Below are 12,929 nucleotides of genomic sequence, written 5' to 3' on the forward strand. Positions count from 1 at the left end.
TTGCATCGTATTTTATTGTTCCGGGAGTATATGTGAAAACGTCATCAACCTTGTGAATCCAACAAATTCTCCCAGTACTCCCCTCTGTTTGACAAAAATCTTTCTGCATTTATTTTTCTGAAACAGTTATCCACACCCGCCCAGGAAAATCGTTCTTTCAGGCGGGTGGTTTTCCACATATTCCACAGAAATCCACAGAAATTATCCCCTGTTGGCTGTGCAGTCATCTATGCGCTTGTGTGACCTTATCTCTTTTTACAGATAGATGTAGTCGTTCATTACCGGCTGCAGACCGTGATCTTTCAGGGCATTGAATACTTCATCCACGGATCTTCCGTCTGAAATCTCAAACTGATCATCACCTTTATCTTCGATGTCTTCCACATGGCTTCCGATTCCTGTGCTGACACCTGCGGAGATCTTGGTTGCCGCGATATTTACCAGATTGTCACGGACACGCTCGCACTCTCTGGTGGATACAGTAATGCTTGCAAATGGCATAAACAGGCGATATGCACAGACTACCTGCAGAAGCTGCGGTTCGTGGACGTCCTTCGGATTGATCCGGTCATTGTTGATGATCGGGCGAAGTCTCGGGCAGGAAAAAGCAATCTCTGCGTGGGGATATTTTCTCTGCAGAAGGTATGCGTGATATCCCGTCGCAAAAGCATCTTTACGGAAATCATCCAGCCCCAGAAGCGCCGCAAAGCCAACTCCTCGCATGCCGCCTTTCAGTGCACGCTCCTGTGTATTTAATCTGTATGGAAAAATCCTCTTGTGGCCTGCCAGATGCAGGGTTTCGTATTTATCAGAATTATAGGTCTCCTGGAAAACAGTTACATAATCTGCACCGCATTTGTGAAGATATGCATACTCATCAGAATTCATCGGATACACTTCAAGACCTACCACCTTGAAATATTTCCGGGCAATCTCGCAGGCTTTTCCGATATATTCTACATTGGATTTGGATTTGCTTTCACCGGTAAGGATCAGGATTTCCTGAAGGCCGGTTTCTGCAATAGCTGCCATTTCCTTCTCAATCTCTTCTTCATTCAGCTGTGCACGGCGGATCTTGTTGTGGCAGTTAAATCCACAGTAAATACAGTAATTTTCGCAGTAGTTTGCAATGTAGATCGGTGTAAACATACAGACACTGTTTCCAAAATGTTTTCTTGTTTCGATCCGCGCTGCCTGTGCGATCTCTTCCAGAAGAGGCAGTGCTGCCGGTGAAAGCAGTGCCTGAAAATCTTCCGGTGTACGGTTGTCATGAGCCAGGGCTCTGCGTACATCTGCTTCTGTGTATTTGTCATAATCATATGCATTCATTGCGGAAATAACCTGATCCATCACATCAGACTCTTCCAGCTGTTCCATATCCGGAAGGTACTTCATGTGGTCGATACGGTTCTTTTTCATGTCTTCCAGAATTTCTTCGTTTACGATACTCTCATTAAAATGGCCGTCCTGCTGACTGGCCTGTGCTGTTTCTGCCATTGTTGTTATGTCGCTCCTCTCGTACTTTTATTATTTCGAATTTGCAATATTTCAGTATCTGATTCTACTTTTAGCTATCCGTTCTCTTTTCTTCTCTGGTTGATCTGCATCAGGCGGATATTCGCAATCTGCTTTCGATACATAAGTCTGCTCTTAATAACCCATATATTTCCAAATCTTTCAATATACTGTCATTATCCTATTCATGCAGAAATCCGGTCAGCGGTGAAGATGCGCTGGCGCCTCTCTCCAGGGTTCTTCCCATGCCGGAAAGATATGCGCTTCTTCCTGCCTCGATGGCTTTTTTAAAGGCCTCCGCCATAACACGGACATCTCCTGCTGTTGCAATGGCTGTGTTTGCCATAACTGCCGCAGCACCCATTTCCATAGCCTCACATGCCTGTGACGGACGGCCGATTCCTGCGTCTACAATGATCGGAAGGTCGATCTCGTCAATGAGGATCTGGATGAATTCTTTTGTGCAGATTCCTTTGTTGGAACCGATAGGAGAACCAAGTGGCATCACACAGGCAGCTCCTGCATTTACCAGATCTCTGGCTGCGTTCAGATCCGGATACATGTACGGCATGACAACGAAGCCTTCTTTTGCAAGGATCTCCGTTGCTTTGATCGTCTCATAGTTATCCGGGAGAAGATATTTGGAATCATGGATCACTTCGATCTTTACAAAATCTCCACAGCCAAGCTCACGGGAAAGTCTTGCGATGCGGACTGCCTCCTGTGCGTTTCTGGCACCGGATGTATTCGGAAGAAGTGTAACGTCCTTCGGCACATAGTCCAGGATGTTGGCAAGTCCGCCTTCATTTGCACGGCGCAGAGCAAGCGTTACGATCTGTGTTCCTGCTTTTTCGATACATGCTTTTACAAGATCCAGGGAAAATTTTCCGGAACCAAGAATAAAACGGGAAGTAAACTCATGGCCCCCCAGGATCAGTTTGTCTTCATTTGTGTTTGCTGTTGTCATTTTTATGTCCACCTTTCTTTTTATCTGTCAAAACTTTTTCAGAAAAATTGCCTTTTATCTCAGCAGCTTCCGCCGCCCATAAACTGCAGAATCTCTACAACATCGCCATCCTTCAGCATGGTTGTATCGTAGGTCTCTCTTTTGATAATCATTTCATTCAGCTCCACTACAACCTGCACCGGAACATAGCTACATGCTTTCAGATATTCCGTTACTGTCACCGGATTTTCCAGTGTTCTGCTCTCACCGTTTACTGTGATCATAGTCTCTCCTTTCCGGGAATAAAAAAAGAGTCCACAAAGAAATACACCCGCGGTGGTGCACCCCTTCATGAACTCAGTTCACTCTCAAAATTTCCAATATTTAATTGTAGATACCAGGGTTAAAAGATAAAAAATCGAATTCTTTTAACTCTGACTTCCCTGTAAATCCTGATCAAAATAAAAAAGGGAGATACGCCAAAGTATCTCCCGTAAATTCATCCTATACGTTCCTACGTTGGCATTATCCAAATCAGGTATAAGGGTCGAAGTTGAAGACTTCCTCTCAGCCTGCCATCACAAGCTCCCCTGTTATTTACATGGTTTAGTATAAATCGGTTTTTACCCAATGTCAAGCCTGAAAGGCTTAAGCCCCCTTACATAACGGCTATTATCTTATACTTTCCACTCTGATTTGTCAGCCAGAATATATTACAATTCCGGAACCACTGTAGACCATAAATGATTTCCTATTTTCTGGAAATTCCCCTCCAAAGACATTACAGTCACTACTGCATCCTTATCAGGAAACGCCAGACAGAACTGTCCGTAATTTCCATCAGATCGATAGGAACCAGCTTCCGGATTCATTACAAACTGATATCCATATCCAAAACCGGAATATAGATTTCCCGGGCTTCCTGCCGCTGAATTGTCTACAAGATTAGATGTCGCAACTTTCATATATTCCTCCGGCACCAGCTGTTTTCCATTATATTTTCCTTTATGAAGTATCAGCTGTCCATATCTGGTGAACTCGTCAATATTTACATAAAGACCATTCGCCGCATGTACATGACCTTTCGGGCACAAAGTCCAGTCCGGATTACCAATTCCCAATGGTTCAAAAAATCGATTTCTCAGATATTCCAGAAGGTTGACTCCCGCACGTTTTTCAATAGCACAGCTGATCATATAGGTATTAAAATTACTGTATAGCCACTGAGTTCCTGGCTTATTTACAACCTTTGCATTTTCAAAGAAATATCTGATCCAGTCCGGTGTTGTATAACGTTCCGGCCAGTCACAGAAAAACAGCGAGCTTTCCAGACCGGTGGTCATTGTCAACATATTTTCCAGAGTCACATCACCAAGATATCCTTCTGTTTTTTCTGGAACATACTCCGGAAAAATATCAACGATCTTCTCATCCAGATGAATCAATCCCTCATCCAATGCAATTCCCACTGCACAGGATACCACGCCTTTGCATGCAGACCAGGTATTCAGACGCGTTTTCACCGGCATTCTTTTATATTCTGCCGTTAACTGTCCCTCACGCCATATCTGTGCATACATAACATTGAGATTTTCTTTTAATGTTTTAATCGCAAATTCATTGAGCAGATTCTGGTCTTTATTCATAAACATTACTCCTCCCACACACTTGTTTCAATTTTCACATCAGGACTTGCACTTCTGAACCATCCGTAAGCCATGCATATTACAATAGCTATCAGACTGATGATCACTACCGGAAGTTTCAGGCTTCTGCAAGAATTGATAAAAATGCAGATATATGCAAACAAACTCAGGCAACAGAGGAAATAATATTTTCCATTAGAAATATGCATTGATGATTTTTCCCATGCTTCCGCATGTTTCTTTGGGAGCTGGAAATATGCGTAAATCTGTAAAAATGCCAGAGCAGATGCCAGAAGCATAATATTGTTTACAACATCACTGATAGAAAAGTCAAGTAATACCGGTAAAATCCCCATAAGATATGTAAATGTCATCAGTTTCCAGTAAGCGCCACGTCTGTTCTGTGCTGCCCAGGATTTCGGAAGCCATCCATCTTTGCAGGACTGAGCAACCGGAATACAGTTATTGGAAATTGTAGAGTTAATAGAAGATGAAAGTGCAAGCACTGGTCCGCCGATCATAAATACCGTAAAAAGAGCCGGATTTAAAATATTCTTTGCTACCAGAGTAAGCGGCTGTCCTGCTACCTGATCCAGAGGAAGCACACCACTGGCTACAAGCGCAACACCACCATATACAACCATTAATGTCGGTACGCAGTACAGAAGTGCCTTTGGAATATCCTTATGTGCATCCTTCGCCTGTTTACCATAATTCATGATACAGGAGTATCCGTTTGTTGAATATACATACAGCAGGATTGCTGAGAAAAATCCAGATGGTCCGTTTGAGAAAAAGTCTGGTGCTGTAAAGTCAAATACCGGATTTTTCAGCTGCAGAACACCAAGAATAATAAACAGTCCCAGTGCGACAAACAGTAAAATAACCAGGATTTTCTGAACTTTCGCCATTACATCCACGCCACAGAGGTTAATTACAAAGAATACACTCAATGCTGCAATACCAAACCATTTCGCATTGATCTGTGGCCAAAGAGAATTTGCATACATACCAATGGCAACACCATAAGTCGCAAGGTTGATCGTCTGTGGCAAAAATCCTACCGCATACATACCGGCCACTCGTTTACCTGCCATATCTCCTACCAGAGAATAAAATCCTCCTCCAAGTTTCAATGTAGATGTGATCCAGGGGATCGGTGCGATCATCATAAATCCCCAGATACATGCAGCCACATACGCTAGCCACGCTGATTGTCCTGTCAGCAAAATTGCCGGACCGATCAATGTCAGAACTCCCGAACCAATTGCCTGTCCTACACCAATCGTATAAAGATCACTTCGTTTCAGATAACCTGTTTTTTCTTTTACTTCCTTTGCTGTTGATGACATAAAAGCCCCCCTTTTCATATAAGTTGCAATATTGATAGTGTATTTAATTCTTTTTCTGACGTCATATGAATTATTTAATGCTATATTATCATTTAGTATTCAGAATTTCTATTGACAATATCATTAAAAATTCATCTTTTTAATTGTGCATTATTTACATTTTATTTTGTTTTAGAAGAATTTTTTACTCTATTATATTGTAATTAAACTTCGCGCCTGTTATAATTCATTATACAAACTACACAAAACAGGAGGTTTTTCATGAAAGTAGAACAGTTGATCCGTGAAAAAATATCTTCTCTTTCTGCCGGTCAGAAGAAGGTTGCCGAATATATATTACAACACCTTGATTCTTTCAGTTATTCCACCCTTGCGAAACTCAGCAAGGAAATTTCTGTAAGCGAAACCACTATCATACGCCTTGCTTATTCTCTGGGCTTTGAAAGTTTTTCTGAAATGCAGAGAACTGTACAGAATGACATCCTTTCCATTCCCACAGCTACAGCAGATGACACACTGGATAACGGAAATTTCTATCAGAACATCATTGCAAAAGAGCTCCATTCCATGGAAAACTGGACTTCCCACCTGAATCAGGAAGATATGGATCAGATCGTTACTCATCTGACCAATGCGAAAAAACGTCTGATTGTCGGTGCCCGTTCATCTTACAGTGCAGCACTCTGGATGGGAACTCTGCTGAATCAGCTTCTTGGAAATACCAAAGTGGTTCACGAATTTTACGATTCCAATTTCGAATATCTCACAGAAGCATCCGAGGATACAGTTGTTCTTTTGATCTCTTTTGCCCGCTATACCAAATGGTCTCTGAAATATGCACAGATTGCCAAAAACCATGGTGCAAAAATACTCGCCATCACAGACAGCATTTCATCACCGGCATGGGCTCTGGCAGACCACGCTATCATTACAGAGATCAATCTCAATGAAATGGGATTTAACTCCTTCTCATGCCTCTATTGTCTGTTTGACAGTATTGTTGCAAAAATCCGCAAAACCAGGTGCAAATCCATCAGTACACGACTTCATGACCTGGAAGAACTTTATTCAGACTTTGATCTTTTTTACGAATAATAATTACAGGGGGGATTATCATGCAGGAAATTTTAGATATTTTCCTAGAAAAATCGAAACAGCATCATTCCAATATTATCTATGCCCAGATATATAAAAATGATGTTTTAAAAGAAGAATTCAGACTTTTTCCGGTAAAAACCCGATTAAATATATGGTCTGTCAGCAAGCCCTTTGTTGCAATGGCTGCTGGTATCGCAGAACGTGAAGGACTGATCACACTTGATGAATATATTTATCCCTGGTTCGAAAAATATTTCCCGTCAAATCCTTCCGAAAATCTTTACAAAATAAAGATCCGTGATCTCCTTACCATGTCATCCGGTCAGAAAGATCCTCTCTTTTTCTGCGACGGTCCGGAACGATACAGAGAAAAGGACTGGGTAAGATATTTCTTTCAGAATGATTCTTTTCCCTATACACCCGGTACGCATTTTGTATACAGCAATTTCTGTTCCTATATTTTGTCTGTTCTTCTGGAAGAGAAATCCGGAACAGGTCTGCTGAATTATCTGCGATATCGTTTCTTTGAACCAGTTGGTATTCCAAATCCTGACTGGACCCTCTGCCCTCAGGGACATTGCATGGCAGCTAACGGACTGTATCTGACGATTGATGAACTGGCTCGTTTTGGACATCTGCTTCTGCATGAGGGTGCTCTGAACGGAAAACAGATTGTCCCAAAAAACTTTGTTATGGATGCCTGCCGAAAACATATTGATTCCTACAATCCACTGACCGAGCGTCCGGATTACCAGAGCTAGGGCTATGGATATTTCATATACATGGGGCCCATAGAAGATACCTTGATCCTGGCCGGCAATTATGGCCAATATTGTGTCATTGACAAAAAACGTCAAATGGTATCCTGTGTCATGTCTCTGGATGGCAATGATCATAAAAAAATCCGTGATGATCTGGTGGATTCTCTTGCAGAATATTATGGTGTAAAAATTTCACATATCTAAAAAAATGCCGCTCCCGCGGCATTTTTTTAGATAACCAGCCAATCCTCAACCATAGCCGTATTATGCAGCAACACTGCTTCATTTCCTTTCGTCACGAAGATCCTCTGCACAAACACCTCCACAACTTCGCCTTCACGGACGGGTTCTTCGTCAAGGCTTCTTCTGGCGCTGAGTGTGGTGTTTCCTACCCGGACTTTCAGTTCCAGGCTGCTGCCGCGGAATGCGACTCGCTCTACGACGCCTTCTGTTGCGGAGCTTTTATATTTCTGTTCCTCGTTCTTCTTAGTCACTTTTACAAACTCCGGACGGACAATGGCTTTTTCGCCTCCCGGAACTTCCTCGAAGTGATTGAACACCTGGTAGTTATCGATCACAGAAGTCTGTCCGAAAAATCCCGCCGTAAACGCAGTATCCGGATTCTGGTAAACTTCCAGCGGCGTTCCCTTCTGTTCAATGCGACCACGGTTTGTAATGATGATCTCATCTGCCACCTCAATAGCTTCATCCTGGTCATGCGTAACGAAAATACTGGTGATTCCCAGCTTCTCGATCATATCCTTCAGCCAGCTTCGAAGCTCTGTACGGATCTTTGCATCAATAGCGGCAAAAGGCTCATCCAGAAGAAGCAGCTGTGGATTCGGGGCCAGGGCTCTGGCAAAAGCAACTCGCTGTCTCTGGCCGCCGGACAGCTGACTTGGATATCTTTTTTCCAGACCTTTCAGCCCGACCAGCTCTACCAGTTCCATAACCCTCTGTTTGATATACTTCTTATCCGCTTTCTGCACTTTCAGGCCAAACGCAATATTATCATACACAGTCATATACCGGAAAAGGGCATAATTCTGGAACACAAATCCAATGCCTCGCTCGCTGGCAGGAACATCATTGACCACTCTTCCGTCAATGATGATCTCACCGCTGTCCGGCTGCTCCAGACCGGCGATCATACGGAGAATCGTAGTCTTTCCGCTTCCACTGGGACCCAGAAGACCGATCAGCTTTCCCTTTTCGATACCAAAGCTTACATTATCAGATGCCTTGTAATCCCCATATGTTTTATTGATATTTTTTAACTCAACGTACATCGCCTTTTTCCCCCTTTCCTTTATGTTCCAAAACATTTCTCGCGATCAGAAGGATCACCGCCAGGATCACCAGGATCGAAGAAACCGCAAATGCCGGAACATACTGGAATTCGTTATAAAGAATTTCCACATGAAGCGGAAGTGTATTTGTTTTTCCACGAAGATGTCCGGACAGTACGGACACAGCTCCAAACTCTCCCATGGCCCTCGCTGTACACAACACAACGCCATAGAGAAACGCCCACTTGATATGCGGGAATGTCACCTTTGTAAAAATGGTCCAGCCTTTGGCTCCCATCAGTGCTGCCGCCTCTTCCTCATCCGATCCTATAGATTCCAGGACCGGAATGATCTCTCTGGATACAAATGGAAATGTAACAAAGATCGTTGCGAGGATAATTCCGGGAACCGCAAACACGATCTGGATTCCGGCTTTTTCAAGCACAGAATAAAGGGGGCTCTGTTTTCCAAAAACCAGAATATAGATAAGACCTGCGATAACCGGTGATACCGTAACCGGAATATCGATCAGAGTTGTGAGGATCTTTTTCCCCCGGAAATAAAATCTGGTCATAGCCCATGCTGCACACAGTCCGAAGATCGTATTGCATACAACAGCAGCCACTGTTGCCTCAATAGTCAGCGCCAGAGCTTTCAGCGTATAAGAATCCGTCACAGCCTGCACATAGCACTCCCAGCCTTTACTCAGTGACTGGGTCACAACAACGACCAGCGGAAGCACCAGCATTACAAAAAGAAAGATCACGGAGATCCCAATGAGGATCCATTTCACCGGCCCGGAAGCCTGCTTCTTTTTTTCGTCCATTATGCGTCCCTCCCTCTGATTCGTTTCGTATTTCTTGCCTGCACCATGTTTACGCCAAACAGGATCAGGAATGATACTGCCAGTGTAACCAGTGCGATAGCTGTTGCGCTTTCATAGTCAAACTCCTGAAGCTTTGACATGATGATCAGCGGCGTGATTTCTGTATAATAAGGCTTGTTTCCTGCGATAAAAACAACGCTTCCGTATTCTCCCAGGCAGCGTCCGAAGGCAAGTCCCGCCCCGGAAAGCATTGCCGGCAGAAGCTCCGGAAGAATAACTCTGCGAAAAACGGTGAATGGCTTTGCACCCATAACACGGGCCGCCTCCTCATAGGAACCGTCCAGCTTCTCCAGAACCGGCTGAATGGCCCTGACTACAAACGGAATTCCCACAAAGATAAGAGCCACCGTGATACCGATCCTGGTATACGCGATCTTGATCCCGAACTTTGCAAAAAAACTGCCCACAAGCCCTTTGTCGGATGTCAGTGATGTCAACGAGATACCGGCAACCGCAGTTGGCAGCGCAAACGGCAGCTCGATCATTCCATCCATGATCCGTTTTCCCGGAAAATCATATCTTACCAGCACCCACGCAAGGATCAGTCCCATGATGGCATTCACCACCGTGGCCGCAAATGCAGTAATAAAACTTACGTAAAATCCGGACAAAACTCGAGGTCTCGTGATCACCTGGATAAATTCCCGAAATCCCAGCCGCGCCGAATAAACTGCCAGAGATGCAAGGGGAATCAGAACCACGATACTCAGCATCGCCAAAGTCACTCCCATTGTCAGCCCAAAGCCTGGTATCACCCGTTTACTCTGTTGTTTCTTCATTTCTGTCTCCCCTCTTTTCTGTATCCGCTATGCTTTTTTACTCTTCATAAATCTCATCAAACACTCCACCGTCCACAAAATGTTTCTTCTGTACTGCATCCCATCCGCCGAAATCTTTGATAGTAGTCAGCTTCACACTCAGGTTAAAAGTATCTGCATGTTTTTTCAGGATGGTCTGATTGACCGGTCTGTAATAATTCTCAGCGATCAGCTCCTGCGCTTCATCGGAATACAGATATTTCAGATAAGCTTTTGCGGCATCTGCGTTATCGTGTTTTTTTACATTTTCATCTACAACAGCAACGGACGGCTGTGCCAGGATACTGATGCTCGGTGTTACGATCTCGTAATCATCCGGATTGTCCCTTACAGAAAGAAACGCTTCATTTTCCCAGGCGATCAGCACATCACCCTGTCCGTTTTCCACAAAAGAAGTGGTGGCACCTCTTGCTCCGGAATCCAGAACCAGGACATTTTTGTAAAGCTTCTTAATAAAAGCCTTCATCTCTATCTCGTTGCCGTTATATTTCTCATTGGCATAAGCCCAGGCTGCCATGTAATTCCAGCGGGCACCACCGGAAGTTTTCGGGTTTGGTGTAATCACTCCCACACCATCCTTCGTCAGATCATCCCAGTCGTGGATATTCTTCGGATTTCCCTTCCGAACAAGAAATACAATGGTGGAAGTATAAGGAGCACTGTCATCCGGATATTCATCGATCCAGCCCTTGTCGATCAGACCGGCATTCCGGATCGCATCGATATCATATTCCAGTGCAAGTGTCGCCACATCTGCAGGAAGTCCGTTGGAAATCTCAAGGGCTTGCTTTCCGGAACCGCCATGAGACTGGATCACATCCACACTCTGACCTGTTTCCTCTTTCCAATATTTTGAAAAAATCTTATTATATGCTTCATAAAATTCTCTGGTCGGATCATAGGACACATTGATGATCTCCACATGATTTTTATCCTTTGTATTGTTTCCCGATACTGCAAAAGTTCCTGCCAGTACCACTGCTGCCAGTGTGATACAGACACCTGCAATGCGTTTTCTTTTCATGATCTGTGTACTCCTTTACAACCACATTTTTATTTAGAAATCTTTTTCCCAACAATGTAAATGCTTCATTTCGCTGTTAAATCATACCTGTTCTTTCCGTTTACTGTGGTTCTGTAATTTTTTTATTTGAATTGAATACATTAAACCATATTATTCCCATTAATTAAATAGGAATATCTGAAAACGTTTTCACCAAATACTCTGGTCATAGCGCATCCGCATCCTGTCTGTCACTATATCTGCGCATCCGCAACACTCAGATACAATAATCGCTCCACATACTGTCCTCCACACTGCTGCAGCTGTTTCGTATCATCAATCTGCCTTCCAGTTCCATCCGCACGATACCGGAATGCCCGCCCTTCAGCCGGTCCAACAGCAGGTATAATGCAAATTTTCCCATATCCTCCTTGGGCAGGCTCACCGTTGTCAGCATCGGTCTGGTAAACTGTGCCTCCTGGATATCATCGCTGGATATGATCGAAGGCATATAATACCGGTTCCGAAATTTATTCAGGCACTTCAGCATTCCAATCGCCGAAATATCATTGGCACAGTAGATTCCGGTTGGCATGTCGTCCGACTGAAAGAACTTTTCCATGGCCTCGTAGCCCTCGGCCTCAGTCTGCTTTGTTTCGATAACATACTCCGGTATCACATCCAGATCATGCTTCTTCAGTGTTTCCAGATACCCGTTATACCGGTCCTCGCTGTGACACTGGCCAATATAACCGATATTTTTGTGCCCCAGGGAGATCAGATATTCCACTGCCGCTGCTGCGATCTTTTTTCCATCACAAAGGACCTCATCCACTTCATAATTGGTAGAATTCCGGTTCACCGATACCACACTCTTATACTTCTTATTCAGCTTCTTCAAAGCCTCTTTATTACATCTGCCGATGATGATCAGTCCGTCCCTTTTCCCTTCCACCTCGTCATACATTCCGTCGATCAGCCGGTCCAGATTCTCCCTTCGGCACTTCCGGTCATCGGAAAACACAGACATATACCATACTTTGGAAAGAATGCAGTTTTTATCATGGATCTCACTTTCGATCACCCGAAGGAGCTCCGCAAAAAACGGATCCGTTGTGGAAGAATCGGTTCTTGTCATCAGGATATTGATGTACCAGGTTTTCTCCTGCTTTGCGGAAACGCCTTTTTTCAGATTCCGGGCCGCCTCGTTGGGCACATAATTCATCTCGATAGCTGTTTTCCATATCTTATCCCGGAGTCCGGGAATGGAACATTTATAATTGGGATTGTTCAAAACCCGGGAAACCGTCGCCGGTGAAACCCCTGCCTTTTCTGCGATCTTCTTAATGGACATGTGCCTTTCCCCTCCCTCTGAAAAAAAGTCTGCCAGCTACCGGTCCTGTAAGCTGCTCAGCATCATCTGTGTAACAGAACTTTTTATCATTCTTTATTTCATAGTAATTAAATATGTTTTATATGATAATAAGAGTTTTAAAAAAAGTCAATCTTATTTTGTGAAAACGTATTCTTTTTTACTGCATCTTCCAGTAGACCACCCGGATTCTGCGCCTTGCCCATCTCATTTAGCATTACATTACCACGCAAGGCGCACTAC

At 43.9% G+C, this 12,929-nt stretch carries 13 protein-coding genes and 1 riboswitch; of the genes, 3 read left to right on the plus strand and 10 right to left on the minus strand.

What is annotated here, in order from left to right; translation table 11 throughout:
* Positions 1–255 precede the first annotated feature (255 nt).
* From thiH to KQI39_RS07795, 5 genes are all read right to left on the minus strand, one after another.
* Positions 256–1,497: a 2-iminoacetate synthase ThiH gene (gene thiH, locus KQI39_RS07775; RefSeq protein ID WP_118170207.1), complete on the minus strand. Its 1,242-nt coding sequence runs from the start codon at positions 1,495–1,497 to the stop codon at positions 256–258.
* A 199-nt stretch (positions 1,498–1,696) separates the two neighbouring features.
* The gene (locus tag KQI39_RS07780; protein WP_021977211.1) at positions 1,697–2,482 is read right to left on the minus strand and encodes a thiazole synthase; all 786 of its coding nucleotides are present in this window, start codon (positions 2,480–2,482) and stop codon (positions 1,697–1,699) included.
* 59 nt (positions 2,483–2,541) lie between these two features.
* Positions 2,542–2,745 carry a sulfur carrier protein ThiS gene (gene thiS, locus KQI39_RS07785; RefSeq protein ID WP_216417639.1) on the minus strand — a complete coding sequence of 68 codons (204 nt, stop codon included), beginning with the start codon at positions 2,743–2,745 and terminating at the stop codon, positions 2,542–2,544.
* 210 nt (positions 2,746–2,955) lie between these two features.
* Positions 2,956–3,063, minus strand: a riboswitch (TPP riboswitch).
* Between the two features lie 111 nt (positions 3,064–3,174).
* Complete coding sequence (locus tag KQI39_RS07790) at positions 3,175–4,107, minus strand: serine hydrolase domain-containing protein (RefSeq protein WP_216417641.1); 933 nt, start codon at positions 4,105–4,107, stop codon at positions 3,175–3,177.
* Positions 4,108–4,112: 5 nt separating this feature from the next.
* Positions 4,113–5,459, minus strand: a complete 1,347-nt coding sequence (locus KQI39_RS07795) for an APC family permease (RefSeq protein ID WP_216417643.1) — start codon at positions 5,457–5,459, stop codon at positions 4,113–4,115.
* Between the two features lie 261 nt (positions 5,460–5,720).
* On the opposite strand from KQI39_RS07795, the gene KQI39_RS07800 reads away from it, so the two are divergent.
* The 3 genes from KQI39_RS07800 to KQI39_RS07810 are packed head-to-tail and all read left to right on the plus strand — an operon-like array spanning position 5,721 to position 7,522.
* The gene (locus KQI39_RS07800) at positions 5,721–6,554 is read left to right on the plus strand and encodes a MurR/RpiR family transcriptional regulator (RefSeq protein ID WP_216417646.1); all 834 of its coding nucleotides are present in this window, start codon (positions 5,721–5,723) and stop codon (positions 6,552–6,554) included.
* A 20-nt stretch (positions 6,555–6,574) separates the two neighbouring features.
* Positions 6,575–7,318 carry a serine hydrolase domain-containing protein gene (locus KQI39_RS07805; protein WP_216417647.1) on the plus strand — a complete coding sequence of 248 codons (744 nt, stop codon included), beginning with the start codon at positions 6,575–6,577 and terminating at the stop codon, positions 7,316–7,318.
* 21 nt (positions 7,319–7,339) lie between these two features.
* Positions 7,340–7,522 carry a hypothetical protein gene (locus KQI39_RS07810; protein ID WP_216417649.1) on the plus strand — a complete coding sequence of 61 codons (183 nt, stop codon included), beginning with the start codon at positions 7,340–7,342 and terminating at the stop codon, positions 7,520–7,522.
* Positions 7,523–7,548: 26 nt separating this feature from the next.
* Here the strand turns inward: KQI39_RS07810 and KQI39_RS07815 are convergent, their stop codons facing one another.
* The 5 genes from KQI39_RS07815 to KQI39_RS07835 form a co-directional block, all read right to left on the minus strand.
* On the minus strand, positions 7,549–8,607 hold the full coding sequence (locus tag KQI39_RS07815) for an ABC transporter ATP-binding protein (RefSeq protein ID WP_216417651.1): 1,059 nt from the start codon (positions 8,605–8,607) through the stop codon (positions 7,549–7,551).
* Positions 8,597–9,433: a sulfate ABC transporter permease subunit CysW gene (gene cysW, locus KQI39_RS07820; RefSeq protein ID WP_216417653.1), complete on the minus strand. Its 837-nt coding sequence runs from the start codon at positions 9,431–9,433 to the stop codon at positions 8,597–8,599. The genes KQI39_RS07815 and cysW overlap by 11 nt, the downstream gene beginning before the upstream one ends.
* A complete protein-coding gene (cysT, locus tag KQI39_RS07825; protein WP_216417655.1) occupies positions 9,433–10,272 on the minus strand; it encodes a sulfate ABC transporter permease subunit CysT in 840 nt (279 codons plus the stop codon). Before cysT ends, cysW begins: the two co-directional genes overlap by 1 nt.
* 37 nt (positions 10,273–10,309) lie before the next feature.
* Positions 10,310–11,335, minus strand: a complete 1,026-nt coding sequence (locus tag KQI39_RS07830; RefSeq protein ID WP_253293112.1) for a sulfate ABC transporter substrate-binding protein — start codon at positions 11,333–11,335, stop codon at positions 10,310–10,312.
* 256 nt (positions 11,336–11,591) lie between these two features.
* A complete protein-coding gene (locus tag KQI39_RS07835; RefSeq protein WP_174095794.1) occupies positions 11,592–12,668 on the minus strand; it encodes a LacI family DNA-binding transcriptional regulator in 1,077 nt (358 codons plus the stop codon).
* Positions 12,669–12,929: the final 261 nt, after the last annotated feature.

The organism is Blautia sp. MSJ-36 (assembly GCF_018917985.1).
In the GTDB taxonomy this organism is placed as follows: Bacteria; Bacillota; Clostridia; order Lachnospirales; family Lachnospiraceae; genus Blautia_A.

What these genes read in the sequence shown, in the direction of transcription:
- KQI39_RS07810 (WP_216417649.1), top strand. Translation starts at nt 7,340, where the DNA reads ATGGGGCCCATAGAAGATACCTTGATCCTGGCCGGCAATTATGGCCAA.
- KQI39_RS07780 (WP_021977211.1), bottom strand. Translation starts at nt 2,482, where the DNA reads ATGACAACAGCAAACACAAATGAAGACAAACTGATCCTGGGGGGCCAT.
- KQI39_RS07790 (WP_216417641.1), bottom strand. Translation starts at nt 4,107, where the DNA reads ATGAATAAAGACCAGAATCTGCTCAATGAATTTGCGATTAAAACATTA.
- thiS (WP_216417639.1), bottom strand. Translation starts at nt 2,745, where the DNA reads ATGATCACAGTAAACGGTGAGAGCAGAACACTGGAAAATCCGGTGACA.
- KQI39_RS07795 (WP_216417643.1), bottom strand. Translation starts at nt 5,459, where the DNA reads ATGTCATCAACAGCAAAGGAAGTAAAAGAAAAAACAGGTTATCTGAAA.
- cysW (WP_216417653.1), bottom strand. Translation starts at nt 9,433, where the DNA reads ATGGACGAAAAAAAGAAGCAGGCTTCCGGGCCGGTGAAATGGATCCTC.
- KQI39_RS07815 (WP_216417651.1), bottom strand. Translation starts at nt 8,607, where the DNA reads ATGTACGTTGAGTTAAAAAATATCAATAAAACATATGGGGATTACAAG.
- thiH (WP_118170207.1), bottom strand. Translation starts at nt 1,497, where the DNA reads ATGGCAGAAACAGCACAGGCCAGTCAGCAGGACGGCCATTTTAATGAG.
- KQI39_RS07830 (WP_253293112.1), bottom strand. Translation starts at nt 11,335, where the DNA reads ATGAAAAGAAAACGCATTGCAGGTGTCTGTATCACACTGGCAGCAGTG.
- KQI39_RS07835 (WP_174095794.1), bottom strand. Translation starts at nt 12,668, where the DNA reads ATGTCCATTAAGAAGATCGCAGAAAAGGCAGGGGTTTCACCGGCGACG.
- KQI39_RS07805 (WP_216417647.1), top strand. Translation starts at nt 6,575, where the DNA reads ATGCAGGAAATTTTAGATATTTTCCTAGAAAAATCGAAACAGCATCAT.
- cysT (WP_216417655.1), bottom strand. Translation starts at nt 10,272, where the DNA reads ATGAAGAAACAACAGAGTAAACGGGTGATACCAGGCTTTGGGCTGACA.
- KQI39_RS07800 (WP_216417646.1), top strand. Translation starts at nt 5,721, where the DNA reads ATGAAAGTAGAACAGTTGATCCGTGAAAAAATATCTTCTCTTTCTGCC.